Source organism: Chungangia koreensis (assembly GCF_042651785.1).
Taxonomy (GTDB): domain Bacteria; phylum Bacillota; class Bacilli; order Bacillales_A; family Planococcaceae; genus Chungangia; species Chungangia koreensis.
Genome location: NZ_JBHSEC010000014.1, coordinates 42,882 through 62,963, shown reverse-complemented (window position 1 = coordinate 62,963; position 20,082 = coordinate 42,882). Strand labels below are relative to the sequence as shown.

The 20,082-nt window shown below is 40.2% G+C and carries 20 protein-coding genes; 5 read left to right on the top strand and 15 right to left on the bottom strand.

Annotated elements, in window-relative coordinates; translation table 11 throughout:
* Positions 1 to 63: 63 nt before the first annotated feature.
* Positions 64 to 1,626, top strand: coding sequence for an alkaline phosphatase family protein (locus ACFOZY_RS08010; protein ID WP_378154122.1), 1,563 nt, complete (start codon positions 64 to 66; stop codon positions 1,624 to 1,626).
* Here the strand turns inward: ACFOZY_RS08010 and ACFOZY_RS08005 are convergent.
* A complete protein-coding gene (locus ACFOZY_RS08005; RefSeq protein WP_378154120.1) occupies positions 1,620 to 1,904 on the bottom strand; it encodes a YetF domain-containing protein in 285 nt (94 codons plus the stop codon). The genes ACFOZY_RS08010 and ACFOZY_RS08005 overlap by 7 nt on opposite strands.
* A gap of 188 nt (positions 1,905 to 2,092) precedes the next feature.
* Between ACFOZY_RS08005 and ACFOZY_RS08000 the strand changes: the two genes are divergently transcribed.
* Positions 2,093 to 2,701 (top strand): hypothetical protein, encoded by a 609-nt coding sequence (locus ACFOZY_RS08000; protein ID WP_378154118.1) that lies wholly within the window; start codon positions 2,093 to 2,095, stop codon positions 2,699 to 2,701.
* A 33-nt stretch (positions 2,702 to 2,734) separates the two neighbouring features.
* Here the strand turns inward: ACFOZY_RS08000 and ACFOZY_RS07995 are convergent, their stop codons facing one another.
* From ACFOZY_RS07995 to dapD, 6 genes are all read right to left on the bottom strand, one after another.
* Positions 2,735 to 3,985 (bottom strand): MFS transporter, encoded by a 1,251-nt coding sequence (locus ACFOZY_RS07995; protein ID WP_378154116.1) that lies wholly within the window; start codon positions 3,983 to 3,985, stop codon positions 2,735 to 2,737.
* A gap of 191 nt (positions 3,986 to 4,176) precedes the next feature.
* Entirely contained in the window at positions 4,177 to 4,641 is a 465-nt protein-coding gene (locus ACFOZY_RS07990) for a nucleoside deaminase (RefSeq protein ID WP_378154114.1), read from the bottom strand.
* Positions 4,634 to 5,101 (bottom strand): hypothetical protein, encoded by a 468-nt coding sequence (locus ACFOZY_RS07985; RefSeq protein WP_378154112.1) that lies wholly within the window; start codon positions 5,099 to 5,101, stop codon positions 4,634 to 4,636. The genes ACFOZY_RS07990 and ACFOZY_RS07985 overlap by 8 nt, the downstream gene beginning before the upstream one ends.
* A gap of 154 nt (positions 5,102 to 5,255) precedes the next feature.
* A complete protein-coding gene (gene glnA / locus ACFOZY_RS07980; RefSeq protein ID WP_378154109.1) occupies positions 5,256 to 6,590 on the bottom strand; it encodes a type I glutamate--ammonia ligase in 1,335 nt (444 codons plus the stop codon).
* Positions 6,591 to 7,165: 575 nt separating this feature from the next.
* A complete protein-coding gene (locus ACFOZY_RS07975) occupies positions 7,166 to 8,284 on the bottom strand; it encodes an N-acetyldiaminopimelate deacetylase (protein ID WP_378154107.1) in 1,119 nt (372 codons plus the stop codon).
* 12 nt (positions 8,285 to 8,296) lie between these two features.
* Complete coding sequence (gene dapD / locus ACFOZY_RS07970; protein ID WP_378154105.1) at positions 8,297 to 9,010, bottom strand: 2,3,4,5-tetrahydropyridine-2,6-dicarboxylate N-acetyltransferase; 714 nt, start codon at positions 9,008 to 9,010, stop codon at positions 8,297 to 8,299.
* A 268-nt stretch (positions 9,011 to 9,278) separates the two neighbouring features.
* Here dapD and ACFOZY_RS07965 point away from each other — a divergent pair, with 268 nt between their 5' ends.
* A complete protein-coding gene (locus ACFOZY_RS07965) occupies positions 9,279 to 10,553 on the top strand; it encodes an MFS transporter (RefSeq protein ID WP_378154103.1) in 1,275 nt (424 codons plus the stop codon).
* A gap of 46 nt (positions 10,554 to 10,599) precedes the next feature.
* Here the strand turns inward: ACFOZY_RS07965 and ACFOZY_RS07960 are convergent, their stop codons facing one another.
* Genes ACFOZY_RS07960 through ACFOZY_RS07950 form a run of 3 tightly spaced genes read right to left on the bottom strand, consistent with a single transcriptional unit; the run spans position 10,600 to position 14,298 of the window.
* Positions 10,600 to 11,748, bottom strand: coding sequence for a Ger(x)C family spore germination protein (locus ACFOZY_RS07960; RefSeq protein WP_378154101.1), 1,149 nt, complete (start codon positions 11,746 to 11,748; stop codon positions 10,600 to 10,602).
* The gene (locus ACFOZY_RS07955) at positions 11,738 to 13,192 is read right to left on the bottom strand and encodes a spore germination protein (RefSeq protein WP_378154099.1); all 1,455 of its coding nucleotides are present in this window, start codon (positions 13,190 to 13,192) and stop codon (positions 11,738 to 11,740) included. The genes ACFOZY_RS07960 and ACFOZY_RS07955 overlap by 11 nt, the downstream gene beginning before the upstream one ends.
* On the bottom strand, positions 13,192 to 14,298 hold the full coding sequence (locus ACFOZY_RS07950) for an endospore germination permease (RefSeq protein WP_378154097.1): 1,107 nt from the start codon (positions 14,296 to 14,298) through the stop codon (positions 13,192 to 13,194). Before ACFOZY_RS07950 ends, ACFOZY_RS07955 begins: the two co-directional genes overlap by 1 nt.
* 157 nt (positions 14,299 to 14,455) lie before the next feature.
* On the opposite strand from ACFOZY_RS07950, the gene ACFOZY_RS07945 reads away from it, so the two are divergent.
* A protein-coding gene (locus ACFOZY_RS07945) for an IS3 family transposase (protein WP_378154094.1) occupies positions 14,456 to 15,816 on the top strand; the annotation gives its coding sequence in 2 pieces (ribosomal slippage) (positions 14,456 to 14,912 and positions 14,912 to 15,816; 1,362 coding nt in all).
* A gap of 73 nt (positions 15,817 to 15,889) precedes the next feature.
* On the opposite strand, the gene ACFOZY_RS07940 is transcribed toward ACFOZY_RS07945, so the two are convergent.
* The 3 genes from ACFOZY_RS07940 to ACFOZY_RS07930 form a co-directional block, all read right to left on the bottom strand.
* Complete coding sequence (locus ACFOZY_RS07940; RefSeq protein WP_378154092.1) at positions 15,890 to 16,384, bottom strand: SRPBCC domain-containing protein; 495 nt, start codon at positions 16,382 to 16,384, stop codon at positions 15,890 to 15,892.
* A complete protein-coding gene (locus ACFOZY_RS07935; protein ID WP_378154090.1) occupies positions 16,381 to 16,698 on the bottom strand; it encodes a thioredoxin family protein in 318 nt (105 codons plus the stop codon). Before ACFOZY_RS07935 ends, ACFOZY_RS07940 begins: the two co-directional genes overlap by 4 nt.
* A 122-nt stretch (positions 16,699 to 16,820) precedes the next feature.
* Positions 16,821 to 17,351, bottom strand: coding sequence for a YhcN/YlaJ family sporulation lipoprotein (locus ACFOZY_RS07930; RefSeq protein ID WP_378154088.1), 531 nt, complete (start codon positions 17,349 to 17,351; stop codon positions 16,821 to 16,823).
* Between the two features lie 122 nt (positions 17,352 to 17,473).
* Here ACFOZY_RS07930 and ACFOZY_RS07925 point away from each other — a divergent pair, with 122 nt between their 5' ends.
* Entirely contained in the window at positions 17,474 to 18,457 is a 984-nt protein-coding gene (locus tag ACFOZY_RS07925) for a M23 family metallopeptidase (protein ID WP_378154086.1), read from the top strand.
* Between the two features lie 54 nt (positions 18,458 to 18,511).
* On the opposite strand, the gene ACFOZY_RS07920 is transcribed toward ACFOZY_RS07925, so the two are convergent.
* A complete protein-coding gene (locus ACFOZY_RS07920; RefSeq protein WP_378154084.1) occupies positions 18,512 to 18,997 on the bottom strand; it encodes a DinB family protein in 486 nt (161 codons plus the stop codon).
* Positions 18,998 to 19,088: 91 nt separating this feature from the next.
* Complete coding sequence (locus tag ACFOZY_RS07915) at positions 19,089 to 19,724, bottom strand: FusB/FusC family EF-G-binding protein (RefSeq protein WP_378154082.1); 636 nt, start codon at positions 19,722 to 19,724, stop codon at positions 19,089 to 19,091.
* Between the last annotated feature and the right edge of the window lie 358 nt (positions 19,725 to 20,082).

The window sequence follows — 20,082 nt, the reverse complement described above, 5'->3', positions numbered from 1 at the left end:
AGATAAAGTATCGGCAGTTCTCAAAGGAGACATACTATTTGAAAAGACAAAAGGCGTGAGTTAATGAAAAGAAAAATATTATTTTCAATTGTTATTCTCCTGCTTTCAGTCGGGGGTTTAATATGGGCATTACCATTATCACCGAGAAAAGATCTCCTTAAGATTACGGCCATCCATCCCCCTAAAAAACCAGTGATCATGATCAATGTCGATTCCTTAATGAGCGGCCCTCTTATGAACGTGGTAAATGCGGGAGAAGCACCGGCTATAAAGTTTTTAATGGATAAAGGTTATTTTATTCCCGACATGGTTAGCTCCTATCCTACCATGTCTATGACAATAGATAGCACCATTTTAACTGGTACGTATGCCAATCAGCATCATGTCCCCGGACTCATCTGGTTTGACGAAAAGTCAAATGAGATTGTGAGTTATGGCAGCGGATTCCATGAAATTTGGGACAACGGAGTAAAGGACGTCGTAAAAAATGGAATTCTCCATTTGAACGGGGAACATCTTAGCAAGAATGTATCGACCATCCATGAGGAATTAGAAAGTCACGGCCTTCAAACCGCCTCGATTAATGGACTGCTCTACCGCGGACCAAAAACTCATCAGCTTCATGTGCCGAAGATGATTGCTGCATCAAAGCTTTTGCCGAAAAATTTAAAAGTAGATGGACCTACGTATTTATCATTAGGCGCTTTGTCACACTATAGTCCGCAGAACACTTCAGAACGTGCAGTATGGAACCGAATGGGCATGAACAATAAGTTTACTGTCAATGAAATCCGGCACCTGATCCGCAATAAGAGACTCCCTTCTTTCACTCTTGCCTACTTCCCGGATATGGACAAAGATCTGCATAAGGAAGGACCAGAAGCAACAAATGGTATTGTCAAGCTTGATCAACAAATACAGGGTTTGTTGAATGAATTCTCTTCATGGGAAGAAGCTATTGAACAAACAGTCTGGATTGTACATGGCGACAGTGCGCAATCGAAGGTGTTAGAGGATCAAGACAAGGCGCTGATTGACTTGAATAAGCTACTTGATGGTTATCGCTTCTGGACAGAAGACACGAAAACTGACTCAGAAATTGCAATTGCAATAAATGAACGGATGGCATATATCTACTTGAATGATTCCAAAATCCAACTGCAGGACGTTGTGAGGAAGTTAAGACAAGACGATCGTATTGCCTGGATCGCTTATAAAGAAAATCAGTTAAATGTAGTTCAAACAATTAACGGTGAGCAGCTCGCTTTTTCATCAAATGGCCCTTATACAGACACATATGGCCAGTCCTGGAATGTAAGCGGCACCTATTCTATCTTAGACCTTCACGTTAGCGATCAAATCAGCTACGGAAATTACCCGGACGCCTTAGCTAGGCTACATGGTGCACTCCATTCACAAGAAGGCCGATTCCTCATCGTCGAGGCGAAACCCGGGTTTGAATTTATCGAATCCCATAGCTATGACCACTCAGGTGGCGGTGCACATGGTTCGCTGCATAAGGTCGATTCAATTGTTCCACTGATTGTAGCAGGCACTGAAGAGCGGCCGGTGCATCCTCGAGTTGTAGATCTGAAGGAGTGGATTTATAGGCTGACTGTTCAATAGGGGTATACTATTAAATCGCCTTCTCTGGTTATCGTTGCTAACAGAATCTCTTTGATCTCTTTTTGTTGGAGTTCCCTAACCTTAAGCCGTAGCCAGTCTTCATTTTGGCCGGCTTTTTTTAATTCATGCAAATCCACTTTCCCCTCTCTGATCACTATTACCGGTAGGGAGAAAGCCGTTGGAGCAACTTTCAACGGCGTTGGGCAATAGACCTCTGTCCCATAATTCTCACAGCAAATAATAAAAAGAAAAAGGCGACGATTGCGCGAAGCATCCATTGAATCACTGTTAGAGATTCTTGACTATAAAAAAATCCATACGTAAATGACACGTCCTTTTATTGAGGATGTAATTACGTATAGTTTCACCTGAATTGAATTCGATTATTTAAACATTGCGTAATTCTGCAACTTTTGTGTATTGAATTCGACTACTCTGTAAAGGGTCTTGAGGAGGTGAATCTTCCATGAGAAGATGGATTGTTATTACCTTAACTATCGCCCTCTTATTCGTAGTAATATTCGTATTTAAAGGTGAAACCGGTTCAGCTGTCGTCAAACAAATACAGTCAATGTTTGAACCTGAAAAGACGATCTTGCAAGAAATAGAAGGTCAAAAAGAAGAAACAGACGTTCAGTTAAATGAGGGCACGCACTCAGATTATGTACTTTATGTGGATGAAAATAGGTATACGATGATAAAAGGCGAAGATGCTGATCTGATTACTACGAAAGAACCTCTTCCGGATCACTACCCGGAAGTATCAATGGAAATTCGACAAGTTACAGATGCGGCTCCTGATGCTTTAGTAGAAGAGGTTGCAATTGAATTGAGGAGAGAGTTTCCGCGTCTAAAAGAACCGGAACATGTGTCAGATCCAGTTGAAGGCTTCCAGCTCCATGGGATTAACGGTGGCCAGGAGTGGGATAGTCCGGTCGTTCAAGTCTACGTCATAAGCAATGGGAAAACAGGAAGCTTTGTCATAACAACGAGATACTTTTTAGAAGCGGCCGAAGGGCATGGTGCAAGATTTTACGAAATGTTGAAAGAGTTTAAAGTAATTGAAGCAAAATGATACCCGGAAGCCTGGTGCGCCTCCGGGTTTTCCTTATTTACTAACTTCAGGTTGCGGAATATGAAATTCATCTTTGAATAACGGGATAATGAACAATGCTCCAATGAGGAACAGAATGCCAGAGGTCATGTATACACCTGAAAGTGAAAGAGGGTCCTTAATAAGTCCTGAGACGGACATACCGATCACCATCATACCCATGAACATCGGATTCAATACACCATTCACCCTTCCGACAAATGCTTCCTCTGTGTTTTTTAGGATTAATGTATTGATGCCAATATGAATACACGGCATAAATAATCCGTTTATGAATTGCAAACCAATTGTCAAACCGGCACTTGTTGAAAATCCGATTCCGATTGTTGCAATCATGCTAACTAAAATTCCTAAAGCAAGTAACTTCTGCGGACTTACTTTCTTTGAAAGAGCAAAAATGGCTCCCCCACCGATTAACATCCCTATTCCGCTTGCCATGAGTAGCCATTGGATAAAGTCCTTTGACATGCCCAAATTTTCAATCGCCACAAAAATAGCTAACGGCTGAATCAATCCAACCGCCAAGCCGCAAGCTGCAAAAATGGCACCCATTGACTTTAAAACTTTATGATTCAGAACATAACGGAAGCCGTCAGCCAATTCCCTCTTAAAGTCAGGTTTTACATCTGATTTTTCCTTTTCCTTGTCCTTTGGCAAGAACATCAATACGGCTGCAGACAGGAGGAACATTACACCCATCACTCCGATCGAGGTATAGATGCCAAACTTCTGATAAACGAATGTACCAATAATTGGTCCGATGACCATAAAGATGGCCATTAACGATTGAAACATTGCCATGACAGACTGTAGCTGTTCAGTTGGCACATGCTGTTTAAATAGCCTCATAGCGGAAGGCATTGAGAATTGCGATAAAATTGCAGATACTAATGTGGCAAAGAAAATTGTATACCATGATCCAAACATCAATGTAACTAATACGACAAATATCGAAACTGCCGATAACAAATCACACCAAACCATTGTTAACTTTGGCTTCCACCTGTCCGCAAAAGTTCCACCTATAAAAGAAAATAAGAATATCGGTGCAAATTCTGCTACGGAAATCAGGGCAACATATCGTGGATTGTTATTTGTCATATCAGTTACGTACAAAAGGATCGCAAAATTCCGGACCCAAATCCCAAGCTGAAGCAAAAAATTTGAACTCATAATGGCTAAAACAATTCGATTTGCAAATATATTCTTTGAAGGCTGTACTTGCACGCCTTCACTTTTCACCATCCCCAAAGATAACCCAACCTTTCATTCCCCAATTTTTCTTTCTCTCTCCAGCATCGCCTACTATATGAATCTCATACAGTCAAAATTCCTCTATTATTGACGAGATAACATCTTTCCTTTATCCATAATAAAAGCATCTTCCGTTTTTAGGAAGATGCAAATTAAAATTTATTGGTAATGGACACGTTCTTTTATGCTTTTTGCTTTGAAACCCATAATTCAAATGGATTGTTCACTGCGGTATTCTTTTCCATATTGTTCATTTTCATGTCTCGTTCCGCATGTGGAAGAGAAACCTGTTCATAATAGTACTTCGTCCCAAGTCCTGCTTCCTCTTCTTCCTCTGCATTGTAAGCGTAATAGATCTTCTTTAAATTCGCCATATAGGAAGCGGTTAAACACATCGGACAGGGCTCACCACTTGCATATAACTCACAACCCGACAAGTCAGAAGACTGTAATTTTCGGCATGCTTCGCTAATCGCCGCAAGCTCTGCATGACGTGTCGGATCATAAGTATCTAACACTTCGTTTACACCGGTTGCAATCACTTCTCCGTTTTTAACAATGACTGCACCAAACGGTTTCCCTCCAGATTCGACATTCCTATAAGCTAAGTCGATAGCCATTTGCATAAATTGTTCTCTGTTACTCAACTCGAACTCTCCTTTTTTGAATCGATAAAATATACCCAACATAATAGATCAGAAAGAGAAGAAACGAACAATCTGCCAATATCAAAATGGAAAAATCCCATTGGACATACATCAGTATATTTCTTAATGCAGCTGACACTCCCCATAAGCAAATAACAAAAATGAAAACCATCAATATTAAATTGCCAATTTCGGAAGTCCATTTCAATACTATCACCTTAGTAACAAAGAAAAGTCCAATGAAAAACGCTGATAACAATAAGGAGAATACGGTCTCTACTATTGGAGCCTTCATGATATAACCGAAAACAGCACCTGATCCCTCGATATCCGCAGTAATAGAGGCGATATAGTCTTCAAAGAAAGGACTTTCCACTCTTTGGACTGAACCTAAGTATTTCAGTAGGATATAGATGAATAATAAAACAAGACCGACATACTGATCCCAGTTGGCTTTCAACTACTTTCCCCCTTTGATTCCACTTTTCTCTTCTATCTTTTCTCCCTTACTATTGTTTTTTCCTTCTTCCGACAATTAAAAATGTCCGACCCCTAAGAGGCCGGACATAGCGAACACATAAAGTTAAATTAACTAAATGCGTTGGTAATGTTTCTTAATACATTTTTAAGTATTGCTCTCGTTCCCAAGGGTGAACAGTAATCCGGAATTGATCCCATTCAATACGTTTTGCTTCTACAAAATTTTCATAGATATGCACACCAAGTGCTTCTCTAATAACTTCATCCGATTTTAGTTCAAATAAAGCAGCTTTTAAATTTTCCGGGAGACTATCTATGTTTTTTTCTTTTAGCTCTTCTTCTGACATTTCATAGATATTTTGGTTTACTTCTTTTGGCGGTGTCAACTGTTGCTTGATCCCTTCCAATCCTGCCTTAAGAATTACAGCCATTGCTAAATAAGGATTTGCCGATGGATCGACGGACCGAATTTCAACCCGCGTGCTTAATCCACGAGAAGCAGGAATACGGATCAATGGACTCCGATTTTTACAAGACCACGCAACATAGGATGGAGCTTCATAACCTGGAACCAGACGTTTGTAAGAATTGACGGTAGGGTTTGTAATGGCTGTAAATCCTTTAACGTGTTTCAAGATTCCAGCTATGAATTGATAGGCTGTATCACTAAGTTGGAGAGCATCCTCTTCTGAGTAAAAGGCATTTTCCTCTCCTTTAAATAAGGATACGTTGCTGTGCATACCTGATCCATTTATCCCAAATAGCGGTTTTGGCATAAACGTTGCGTGAAGGCCATGTTTTCTGGCAATTGTTTTTACTACCAATTTAAAGGTTTGAATATTGTCACAAGCTGTGATGGCATCTGCATATTTAAAATCGATTTCATGCTGGCCAGGAGCAACTTCATGGTGTGAAGCTTCAATTTCGAATCCCATTTCCTCAAGCTCAAGTACGATATCACGACGACAATTTTCGCCTAAATCCGTTGGAGCAAGGTCGAAATAGCCACCATCATCGTTTAGATTTAATGTCGGTTGATTGTCTTCCCCCAACTTAAAGAGGAAAAATTCCGGTTCCGGACCTAAGTTAAAGTTAGTAAACCCTAACTCCTCCATCTCTTTAAGTATTCGTTTTAGATTTCCACGAGGATCTCCTTCAAATGGTGTTCCATCAGGTCTTGAGATATCACAAATAAGCCGGGCAACTTTTCCTTTTCCCGTAATCCAAGGGAACACAACCCACGTATCCAAATCAGGTACTAAATACATATCAGATTCCTCTATTCGAACAAAGCCTTCTATCGAGGAACCGTCAAACATCATTTTGTTGTCTAATGCTTTATCCAACTGACTGACTGGTATTTCAACGTTTTTAATTGTTCCCAGTATGTCAGTGAATTGCAATCTTATGAAATTTACTCCTTCTTCCTCTACAAGTCTCTTAATATCATCTTTCGAATACCTTCCCATCCATTCACTCTCCAAATCATTTAATTTATCATTGCCGATCTATAAACACTCATATAGTTTAGTTTTGAAATTTCAAAGCTTAATGCCATTAAAATCTACTTTTTGATAACTTCCAAAATTATTCTTGCTAAAGTTTATTAATCATAGTAGAATTCGTTCTACACACTCTTTGGAAGGGAAGTTTTTTTCTGGAACCTGCCCGTTCCAGTTTTTCACTCACTAATTCACTTCTCTTCTGAGGGGTTTCCTATTGTGATATAGATGTTTTTTACACACCCTAATAGTTCACTTCGTAATATGATTCTCCCGATCACATTCACCTCCAATTTTGTTTCCTTCACTTCGCTTTCGTTTTTCTGGTCACATTCTACATCACTCACCCCCTTTAAAAATTATGTTCATAATCATACTTAACGGAGAAAAAGAATGCAATTAATTTTTTGAAAGTTATCTCTATTGCGACTTCTTGGAAGCGCTTACACCCCTTTCTTTTCAAGCGAATTAAGTGTGAAACTTTTGTTTGAATGTTTTTGTTCCACAAAAAATGTCCGACCCTAAAAAAGGTCGGACACGCATTAAATGCTTCTAAAATAGGACTCAACAAATGGCACCATGAAGTCGATGACTCCTTCATCTGGATTCATTTTTGCATGATGGAGCCCATAAGGGGAATCGACGCCTGCCCAGAACAAGAATCCTGGTATTTCCTGAAGGAAGAAACCAAAATCCTCTCCAGTCATCGCTGGGTCACACACAATAACATTCGCAGCACTTTGTTCTTGAGCAAATTGAATAAACTTCGTCGTAAGATCTAAGTCATTGACCACTTGGTAGTAGGAAGATCCATACGTCACACGAACTTCGCAATCAAAAGACAACTCAATTCCCTTTCCAATTGCCTCGATTCTCTCTTTTACTGCTGCCATTGTGTCGGCGTTGAATGTACGGATTGTCCCTTCCATTCGGGCATGACCAGAAATGATATTTTCAGCCGTACCGGAAGTTAGTTTTCCTACTGTTACAACAGCTGAATCAAGTGGATTGACTGAGCGGCTTACAATCGTTTGTAGTTGGAGCAATAATGTAGATGCAGCCACCGACATATCTCTCGATTTGTGAGGATACGCAGCATGACCTTCCGTGCCAATTAGGTCGATATTGAACTCGCCTGTATTGGCAAATAAAATTCCTGGCCTTGTAGCAATTGTACCGACCGGATATTCAGGTGCGATATGGAAGGCAAAGATTTGGTCTGGCAGCAACTCTGGATGTTCTGCTTTCAGCCATTCCCGCATCGGAAGAGCTCCACCTGGACCCTCTTCAGCTGGTTGGAACAGGAATACGACATGGTCATCGATCGGATCTTCAGCAAGGCGCTGAAGCAACCCGAGTGCTACCGTCATATGGATATCATGACCGCACGCATGCATTTGCCCATCATGCATTGAAGCGAATGCCACGCCTGTTTCCTCTTCGATTGGGAGTCCATCAATGTCAGTTCTCCATCCAATCGTCTTAGAAGGGTCCAACCCTTCAACTTTGACAACGATTCCTGTTTCCCAAGTGGTCACTGTAAGACGTTCCTGAGGAAATGATTGGATTTGTTGCATTAAAAAAGCGTGAGTTTTGAACTCCTTAAATCCGAGCTCAGGAATTTGATGCAATTCCCGCCGGATATCGAGTAAATTTGTCATCTTATTTTCACCTTACAGTTGACGCAAAGCATCCATAATTTCTGTTTTGGATCTTGTTTTGTCATCGATTTCTTTAATGACACGAGCTGGAGTACCCGCAACAACCGTATTCGGAGGCACATCCTTTGTTACGATGGCACCAGCAGCTACTACTGCACCTTTGCCGACACGTACACCTTCCAAAACAACTGCATTTGCACCGATTAAAACATCATCCTCAATAATTACCGGAGTAGCAGAAGGTGGCTCGATGACACCTGCAAGAACTGTTCCCGCTCCAATGTGGCAGTTCTTGCCAACCGTTGCACGTCCGCCCAGCACTGCACCCATATCAATCATTGTGCCATCCCCGATGACTGCCCCGATATTAATGATGGCGCCCATCATAATGATACAGTTATTGCCGATTTCTACTTGATCACGGATAAATGCACCTGGCTCGATCCGTGAATTGATCCCCTTCAGATCAAGCATTGGGATTGCCGAGTTACGGCGGTCATTTTCCAGGACATAATCAGCAATTTTATCTTTATTTGCTTCAAGTGCAGGACCGATTTCCGCCCATTCCCCAAACAATACTAAAGAATCCCCTTCCCCAAAAACTTTTGTATGTTCCCCGAAAGAAAGACCGGAAATTCCTTCACCTTTTACATATACCTTGACCGGTGTCGCTTTCTTTGCGTTCGAAATATAAGAAATGATTTCATGTGCATCCATCTGTTTCATCTGTCTCTCTCCATTCTGTAAAAAACGTATGTGCTCATTGTACAAAACAAATACGAAAAATTCATTACTCTAACAAAATAAATTGTGTAATTTGTAAGTGCATTCTGCATTTTCGTTAAATAGGTGAAGTAGTAGCCCGTCCTAAATGTGCATATATTGAAGATGACTGATGTTAGTTAATTCTATGTAAAACTTCAGAATACTATCCCATTTTTGCCCATCTATTAGTACAATGAAATTATCATTCACTAAGGAGATTGGAAAATCCATGAAGAAGTTCACGAAACAGGAAACGAGCTGGGCACTCTACGACTGGGGAAATTCGGCTTATTCCATCATTATCACTACCGCTGTATTTCCATTATTCTATAAGTCTGCTGCAGCAAATGCAGGAATTGCCAATGAGGATTCAACCGCTTATTTAGGTTATACGATCGCCATTTTTACATTCATCCTTGCCCTGATCGGTCCTATATTAGGGACAATTGCCGATTATGAAGGAATGAAGAAGAAATTCTTCGCATTCTTCTTTACACTTGGCGTAGCCTTTACTGCAGGCCTTGCGTTCGTTCCAGCTGATAATTGGCTGCTGCTATTAATCTTCTATACCTTTGCCGCTCTCGGCTCTACTGGTGCCAATGTATTTTACGATGCGTTTTTGACAGATGTAACTGATGAGAAACGAATGGACCGAGTCTCTGCAAGAGGATATAGCTTAGGGTATATAGGCAGTACAATTCCGTTTCTGATATCCATTGCCATAATTATGCTCGCTCAGTTTGAAATCATTCCTGTATCCATGACGAATGCCAGCCGGATCGCTTTTATCATTACAGCTATTTGGTGGGGACTGTTCGCAATTCCGATGTTTAAGCATGTCCGTCAACAATACTTTATTAAACGCGAGCCAAGCCCGGTCGCACAAAGCTTCAAACGTCTTGGCAACACCTTTAAAGATATCCGGAAACACCGGACCATCTTCATGTTCCTGTTAGCATATTTCTTCTACATCGATGGGGTAGGAACAATCATTAATATGTCGACAGCTTACGGTACTGACCTTGGCTTAAACTCGACCACCTTATTAATCGCCCTATTTGTCACACAAGTAGTAGCCGCTCCGTTTGCTTTACTCTACGGCAGACTTGCAGGTAAATTCGGCATTAAGAGCATGCTCTACGTGGGAATATTCGTGTATATAATCGTTTGTACTTATGCCTTCTTCATGGACTCAGCAGTAGATTTCTGGATTTTAGCTATGTTGGTTGCTACCTCACAAGGCGGAATTCAAGCACTTAGCCGTTCGTACTTTGCACAAATTATACCAAAGCAAAATGCGAATGAATTCTTTGGTTTCTATAATATTTTCGGGAAATTCGCTTCGATTATGGGACCGATTCTTGTCGGTGTTACGGCTCAACTTACAGGAAGCTCGAGCTACGGAGTATTCAGTCTCGTGATCCTATTCATTGTCGGCCTTGTTATTCTCACACGTGTTCCTGAACCACAGAAAGTACCGGAAGCGGAACCAATCGCTTCCTAACGAAAGAAGGGCATTCTCCACATGGATGAATGCCCTTTTTTGTTTGTTATCGAATGGTTTTAACATTTTCTTTTCGACTCGAAATAACTTTTTCAATTTCCACAGTAATAGTGTTTATGGAGTCTTTACTTAAAGGGATTTTCCCGTCTTTCTGAATGTCCTTCCATACCTTCACATGATCTCGATATAAAACTTCGGACAACCGGTAGATATCGACATCTTTTTCGAGGGCCGTAGCAAACGTACTTTTTATTTCTGATTCTATCTTCTTTTTTGCCCGATCTATGACTTCTTGATCTGAGACACTGCTCTCGAGACTACTGACAGTGGCATTAGCCTTTACCTTAATATTAAATGTAATGTCTTTTCCTTTAACAATTGGTTTAATGTCTATTTTCGGTTTGTTAAGAAGTATAGTTAATAGTCCGGAATCAGTCTCTACCGAGATATCCCCTCTTTTAGTTTCATCGGATATCCACCGAAGCCCTCTTATTTCATCTTTCTCAAAGGAACCTCTAATACCATTTGGACTCAGGATACTCACACTTCCTATCTTTGGAGCTTTGTCCCCTTCATCTTCTGTTTTCCAATTTTCTTCGATCTTTACATTCGGAACTACGACCTCATGACCCGGTTCATCCAGGCCAATGATCAATTTTCGTAAATCCATGGGTTCGACAAGCGAGTTTTGATCGAATGAGTTGTACGGATCCGCCAACCTGTAAATGGACATGGATTTATTAAAGATCGGATTCAGCAGTAGTATTTCTTGCACCGACTCTTTTGTGGTATAAACCCAAATTTGATATCTCGTTTCATAGTAACGGAGTAATTTATCAATAACCGTATTTGCCTTCTCCTTCTTCAAAGATTCTTCAGAAAATACGATATACGTTAGATGTCCCCAAAACATTTTAATATCTGTTGTTTCATATAAGTTAAAAATCGCTTGATCGATCGATTCTCCTGTTCCGCGGCCGATTTCCGTCTGAACGGCTTCGGGGTTGGGCTGTTCACTTCTTGCAATGTTTGCAAAGTCTATCAGTTGTACGTAAATCTCATATTTGTCGTTTTTATAGTCAATTCCCATGCCATACACATAAAGCATACGATTTGGTTCATTGAGATCCCAGCAACTTGTTAAAATAGGCAATAAGCAAAGCAATAAAAAAGCTAATCCAATCCTATGAATCATAATCAGCTCCAGTCCTCGTCCTGTCTTGAGGATCTAACTCCTTTGGCCGCTCCTTATATTGACTAGGTTTCATTCTAAACAATGACTTTTTGACTGTTGCCCAGCTCAAATTGGCCGAGATATTAAAATAAGGAACTCCAAATATCCGGATGTTCGCAACATATAAAAGAGTGAAGTAAAGTACCAGAAAGAATCCAAACAGACCGAGCAAAGAAGTGACCAAGATGAAAATGATCCGAAGAATGCTGATGGAAGTTACTAATGATTGATTGACTAATGTAAAAGTAGAAATTGTAGAAATTGCAATCACTACAATCATGGAAGGACTTGTTATTCCTGCCCGGATAGCGGCATCCCCAATTATTAATCCCCCAACCACGCTAATTGTCCCCCCTAATACAGAGGGGAGTCGTAAGCCTGCTTCCCGGAAGAGTTCAAACATGAATAGCATCAAGATCATTTCAAGGACAGAAGGAAACGGTGTACCTGTGTTTGTTTGAACGACTGTAGCCAACAACTGAAAGGGCAATTGATTTTGATGGAAAGTTGTAAGTGCCAGCCAAAAAGCCGGCAAGAGTAAACCGATCATTAAACCCGATATACGTAGTAATCGTTCCATTGAAGAATAAACAACAGGATATTCAATGTCCTCACCGGATTTTAACAGAAGGAATAGGTTCACAGGAGTAATGATGGCATAGGATACCCCATCTACTAATATGATGAATCGTCCTCTGACCAAGGCCTGTAAAGCATAATCCGCTCTACCTGTGTAATCATTCCTTGGAAGGATCGGGGCGAATTTATTGACTTTTTCCATCAATAATTCACCACTGAAGACAATATCAATATCGATTTTATCTATTCGCCCTTTTATCTCCTCGAGGATTTCCTTATTTGCAATATCGTCAAAATAGAGAATGGCAACGGTTGTTTTTGTACGTTTACCTAACTCCATCTTTTCTACTGCCAATGAATTAGTCGGAGCCCTCTTCCGTATTAGGGCAATATTCACAGTCACATCTTCGATAAAATTATCCCGTGAACCTTTTACGATCATTTCCATGCGAGATTCTTCCGGATTACGATTCGGCTGATTGGACAAGTTAGAGGACAGAAGGACATTTTGCTCTTCAAAATAGAGTAAAACCGAACCTTTAAAAACCTGCTTGATCAATTCCTCTTTTTCATCTATCTTTTGCAGATCAGGAATGTGCAGCTTTTTAAGCAAGGTGGACTCGAAGTCACTTCCGTCAATTTCGCTACAGACTTCCTGTACTCTATGGATCACTACCTCGTTTAACAATTGGACGTCAACCATTTGATCACACGAAATAATATGTACCTTATAGTGATTGAAGGTATATTCTTGAAATTGGACATCGGCATTTTTTTCGAACAGTTCCTTTAACACTTCTAAATTAAGTGAGTCTTTTAAAGCCATTACAATTCCTCTCCCATATGTGAAGCCTTAGTTTTCTTTTTCCTTGTAAAGATTGAGATGAAGAGAAATACAAAAGACAAAATAAAAAAGAAAAGAAATGTACTGATTAAAAAGGCTCCCCCTTTAAACTCAACGAATTGACTGTCATCTAAACGGGATAGTAATATACAGCAAAAAAAGAATAGCGGAGAGATCAGGATCCACACAGATTTTTTCCTTCTACGAACAAGCAATTGCGATACGACATATAAGATAAACCCTACTCGTATAAATGTTCCCGTTAGCCATTGATAAATTGAGAAAAAGTCCATGTGCTCAATAAATCTGCCAATCGAAACTAATCCCCATTCCTCATATGCAGGGTATAAAAGCTTAGCAGCTTCGGTTGGACCGAATTCGGTAATTGCACCTATCAGGGGGCCCATCGTAAGACCTACTAAGATTATCAGCATAATAACAAAATGAAACCATTTGATCGGCTTCTTAATCTGATCCTGGATGAATAAAAACATTAATAGCTCGGTTAATCCAGATGCAGGAAATACAAAACCTTTTACAACAGGATGGAATCCATGCTCTAAAAATGGCCTTAACAATTCATAATCTTTCACTTGAATATTAACGAAGGCAACGAAGAAGCCGAAAACAACGACAAAAAACAAAACGAAAACATTAAGGATGACAATCGTTTGAATATTCGTCATCGCTAATAGGATGCAAAGAATTATAAAGATTATAAGTAAAAGTAGAAAAGAACTCCTCGGCAAGAACATAGTGTTTACCCATTGTATTGTTTCGACCATGGTAAAAGCGGCCATTAAAATCAGATAGAAAGCTATAATTGTCAAAAGTACATTTGTGCCTGTCTTTCCGATTCCCTCTTCCAGCCAATTTCTCATACTTTTCCGTTGAGACGCTTTTTGAAGGTATACCAATAAAAACAGCCAAGGGAAAATAATTGCCGCACTCAACAATACAGACATCCAAGCATCTCGTTTTACCGTATCTATTAGTGGCGGAATGATACTCACATGATTTTTCAAACCAATTACCGTCATAGATAACAGAACCACATGCAGAACACTGATTTTATATATTTGCTTCATTGGCCAAACCTTCTAACATACTTTGATACGTACAGCTTTGACAAAAAGTATCCAACAATATCAAGAAACTCCTAACTAAAATACAAAAAAACACCGCAAAAATTGAACTGCACCCCAATTGTTAGACACAACTAACAATTGGAGGTGCAGTTTTTCTATGGCCAGATTTACGTTTGAAGAAAAGTTGGATGTAGTAAATCGATATTTAAGCGGAGTAGAGGGTTATGAGTCTATTGCTCAATCGATTGGAATTGAAAAGAGTTCGGTGATTGAGTGGGTAAAACTGTATGAACATCACGGAGAAGAAGCATTTAGAAAATCCTATACTTCCTATACGATAGAGTTTAAACTAGACGTACTTAATTATATGAACGATTACGGGACGTCTTTAAGGGAAACAGCTGCTATTTTCAACATCCCTTCATCTTCTACTCTGACCGTTTGGAGAAATCAGTTAGAAACAGGAGGAATTGACGCCCTACAACCTAAGAAAAAGGGGCGATATTCCATGTCAAAAGACAATCCGAAAGTAATGAAGGAAGAAGTACAAGCTGAAGGCTCGATGGAGGCCTTACAGGCCGAAGTCGAACGTTTGCGAATGGAAAATGCCTATTTAAAAAAGTTGAATGCCTTAGTTCAAAACAAGGAAAAATCACAAAACAAGACAAAGCGCAAGTAGTCTATGAACTAAGGCACGAATTTCAGGTGAAAGCCCTTTTAAAGCTGGCTGGCGTTCCAAGAAGCACTTACTTTTACTGGGTGAAGAACTTTGGCCGTCCAGATAGAGATGCAGAACTGAAAGCATTGATCCGATTAATTTATGATGAACATCAAGGTCGTTATGGATATCGTCGAATTCGGGATGAGCTGAAGAATCGTGGGTACGTTGTAAACCACAAGAAGGTGCAACGGATCATGAAGGAATTAGGATTGAAATGCTTAGTGCGTATGAAGAAGTATCGTTCGTATAAAGGAACTGTCGGAAAGGTGGCTCCGAATGTATTGGAACGTAATTTCAAAACGGATAAACCGAATGAGAAGTGGGTTACGGACATTACTGAGTTCAAGTTATTTGGGGAAAAGCTTTATCTCTCACCTATGTTAGATCTATATAATGGAGAGATTATCACATACACCATCGGCCGACGGCCCACCTATTCGCTTGTGTCCACCATGTTGGACCAGGCATTTGAACGCATTAAGGATGAGGATGAGCTAATGATTCATTCCGATCAGGGTTGGCATTATCAAATGAAGAAGTACCAACATGCATTGAAAGCACGCGGTATTACACAAAGCATGTCCCGTAAGGGAAACTGTTACGATAACGCAGTGATGGAAAGTTTTTTTGGTATTTTAAAATCAGAGTTTCTTTATTTGAAAGAGTTTGATAGTGTTGAGCATTTCATTAAGGAATTAGAAAACTACATCGATTACTATAACCACAAACGAATCAAGACAAAATTAAAAGGCAAGAGTCCGGTTCAATACCGAATTCTTGCCCACCAAGTTGCCTAATTAAATATCCGTGTCTAACTTTATGGGGTCACTTCAAAATGCGGTGTATAGCAATCTTTTCTATGGATTTAGTCTATTCCCTTAATGCAGCTAACTGCTTTTTATATTTTTCATACAATGGCTGCCAAACGCTCATTCTATTCTCCACTTTCGGTCCGTCCAACAAGCCTTCAATAACAAGCAGACATACGTGCCAGCCCGCAATATCTTTAGCTGTCTGATCAGTAATTGTCCGGAATTCCTCTGTGAAGTTCAGAAGAGTGTTCGCCTGATCTGAAGTTAAATGGAACTTTACTAGTTCCCCAAACCAGTCAAATGCCAGAACCGATTGCTCTTCAAATTCGTGAATTCCCAAGTCCTCAAACGTTCCGTCTCCCTTGTTGAAACGGATCGTACCGCCTTCTTTTGGATCCAACATCTGTAGCTCGTCAAACCATTTCTTCAATTTCTCATTATCTATGAACATATTCCAGACATCTTCCGGAGAACTGGCCAGCGTTAATGTCAAACTCGCGCGATACCCCTCGTCCAGTTTCTTAATATCTGCCAGCATTTCATACCCGCTCATGCAGTTAGACCATCAATGAACGACTCGATTTCCTGCTGCGTCTTGCGGTCTTTACTAACAAAGCGGCCAACTTCCTCACCTTCATGGTACGCTATGAAGCTTGGAATTCCATACACATTTAACTCAACACAAAGGTCAATGAATTGATCACGGTCTATCAAGACAAAATCATATTCCGGATAGTTCGCTTCAATGGTCGGTAATACCGGCTCAATGAAGCGGCAATCTCCGCACCAGTCTGCCGAGAACATGAAAATTACCCGATCCTCATTTTTTAATTGATTAAATTGTTCTACTGACTGTAGTTTTTCCATTTGATGATCCCCCGCTTCATATAAGGTTAATTCAATTTCATCCTATCATAATCCGCAATATCAACCTACTTCATTGCTTGAAAAAAGGTGCCGGGTTAGCCCCAGGCACCTTTGAAGGATGATTATTTTGCATCCGGGAATACTCGTTGAACTGCGTCAGTAACTTCATTGAAAAAGCCTTCTACCGGTTGACCGTTATTGTATTGTGTCCGATAGTCGTTGATTTCCTTTAGAAAATCCGGATTTGCCGAAACATACACTTGATCGATGTTTCCATCTACATTTTTCACTTCATCCGATATTCGCTTGGTGAGATCTTCTGACTCATTCGTCCCTTGTTTCAATCCAACTGCAACATAAGCGTTGTTTCCCATCAAGACAACAGTTGCATTGTCTACCTCGTCCATGGCTGCAACTTTATCTGCAACTTCATCAGAAAAAGAAAAATTGTCATTATTGTCGTTGCCATTCATTCCGTCGTTGCCATTGTTCTGATCATTTCCCGTTGTATTGGTACCCTCATTCACATTGCCGTTATTGACCGTATCATCTGTAGCATTATTTTGGTCGTTATTGTCATCGTTATTGTTACCGCAGGCAGTAAGGGATGCAGCCAAAACGAGCACCATTGCAAATTTAAACAAGTTATTCATCCTAAATTCCTCCCACTTTTGTTGTTTGCTTCCTTAGAATGACCAATACTTGGCTAACTATGCAAATGACTCATGGAATTTTCTATTCGGGATATTCTACTGTAGAAAGGAGGTTCAGTTCATTGTTGCGTATATTGATGATTTGTTTGTTATTCATAAGTCTTCTATTTGCTGAACCTGTACTGGCGAATGAAGCCCCTTCACATGATGAAGTCCTCCAGCAACGTATGACTTATTATTTTAAGTTTGAAAACCTGCTTGTTCCATGGTACTTCCTTGCTGCAGTCGATCAATATGAGCGGAATATACAAGCAGTACGAAAAGATATTCCGAAAAAGGATAGTGTTGTAGCACTTCAGTTTGCTCCCGAATATTGGGCGGGTCCGTTTAACCCCTCATACGACGATTCATTTCCTGCTACTATCGACTACTTTGGCGGGGCGGGATTGGATGGCAATGGAGACGGAATAGCAGATGCACAGAATGACGAAGACGTTCTTTTCACCATGGCTACGTACTTAAGTCGGTATGGTCCAGAGGAGGATGACTTCGAATCGGCATTATGGGATTTTTATAAAAGCGAAAATGTTGTAAATCAAATCATGACCATTGCTACCTTGTATAAGCATTTTAATACCATCGATTTGGACAAACATGCTTTCCCTGTATCAGTAAAATACAACTATACGTATAGAGGAACATGGGGAGCCAATCGTGGTTGGGGCGGAAGAAGAATTCATGAAGGAACTGACATTTTTGCCGGTTATGGCACGCCGGTGTTATCTGCATCTTATGGAATAGTTGAAGTGATGGGCTGGAACAAATTCGGAGGTTGGCGAATCGGAATCCGAGACAACCACAATACCTATCATTATTATGCCCATTTAGCCTATTACAATGAAGGCATCAAAGTGGGCGATATCGTTGAACCTGGTGATGTCATTGGGTTTGTTGGAAGTTCTGGATACGGTAAAGAAGGTACATCGGGAAAATTCCCTCCTCATCTCCATTATGGCGTATACAAATTTAACGGGCGCACCGAATGGGCTTTCGATCCCTATCCTGCATTGAAAAGCTGGGAACGGGATGCAAAAAAATTGAAATAAGGCTGCTCAAGCGGGCAGCCTTTTCCTTATCTTCCTTCTAATACGATCAGACATCTACTCAATTTGAGATGATGCTAAATCCCGCCAAAGTAAATTAGCCGATACCGGTTTGACCCCGATCTCTCTGGACCATATGGATAACTGTCCAATATGGTGGATCTCGTGGGCAATGACATGCCTCATGATTTCGCCCCATGTACTTCTTTCAATCTCTCCGTTAAACAATTGTTCTTCAAAAACATTCTCCTCGAATTCACTCGTCCAATTTAGAACGAACGGCTTAACATCATCATGAAATTTGGCACTGAGGTCACGGACTAAAGCTAAGGTTCTATAGTCATCGAAGCTTTCCTGAAAATCCGGCTCCCCTTTCATGATTTGAATCCAACTCCACTCCACATCAACGATATGGAATAAGGTGTGCAAAATCCCTCCTACCCCGCCCGTGCGCTCTTTCAACAATTCTTCTTCGGGAACTTTCTCACACCATTTGAACCACTCTTCCCGAACCATCCAATTATATCGGTAAAACATTTCCATCCTATTATGCCCCTTTCTTCTTAACATTTATTTCTACACGCACTTTCCATTTCCTCTATATAAAAAGGCCCAGAGTTTACACTCTTGGCCATTAGTCGATCAGGTGTATGAAATTCTGTAACTTTTCAACCTTCGTCAAATTCTCATTACACTTGGTACTGTCGTAGCAAATATAATTTCCTCGCTTAATGTACGCATCCATCGTAGAACCTTTAATCTCAGCGGTGAAGAGGCCCAATTCCCCGAATGTGTTACAAATAGTACACATCCCCTTCTTGTTCGAGCTTTTAAAATGACCGAAATAACCCTTCAGTTTCCCTTCTGTTTCAACAATGAGATATTTACGGTTTGTTCCACTATCATTCCAGCCCAAGTAGGAAACAGTGGTTAAATCTATTCCCTCTAATTTCGGTAGCTTCAGCTTTTTAACTTTCGGAAATAGTTTCTTAGCCGTTTGCTCTGTAACTCTTTTAAATGGTAAGCGATACGGTGATAGTTGCAGCAAAAAGTCATCTGCCTGTTCCTTATTGCGAATCTCGATGACCGGTTGCAACAGTTGCTTCTGTTCAACTGTTAGCTCTTCAAAAAGTTGATCAACCTTTTCTTGAGTTAGTGACTTTAAAGCTTTCAACACATTTGTATCGTTAGAAGAGGCATGACCATTAACTAACCCTTGCACTTGACGTTTAATGAAATTATATTGGTCGTTCCGGATAAACGGTTCCATTATGATCACTCCAAATAGTAAGTGCTCTCATTTTACAACACTTTTATAGTATTAACTATGTAAAGAACAACCTTTAATTGTTTTTTACATAGGGTTTGATTGAGTTGTTCAACTTATTCTCTTACCTTTTGGAGTTCTTTTTGGTTTGAACTTTTCCTCATACTTCTCACTCTTCCTACGAAAAACCGCTTCAATGAGAACTTCTATAATATCGATGATCCACATTGGCTATACTCCCCAATCCTTTTACTCAAATACGTAATTGATAAAGAAAAGGATTCAATTCCGAGCTCACTTTTTAATACTTTACTGGCATTCTCCTCTAGTGAATAGCCTTATTTTTAAATGGGAAACCTTT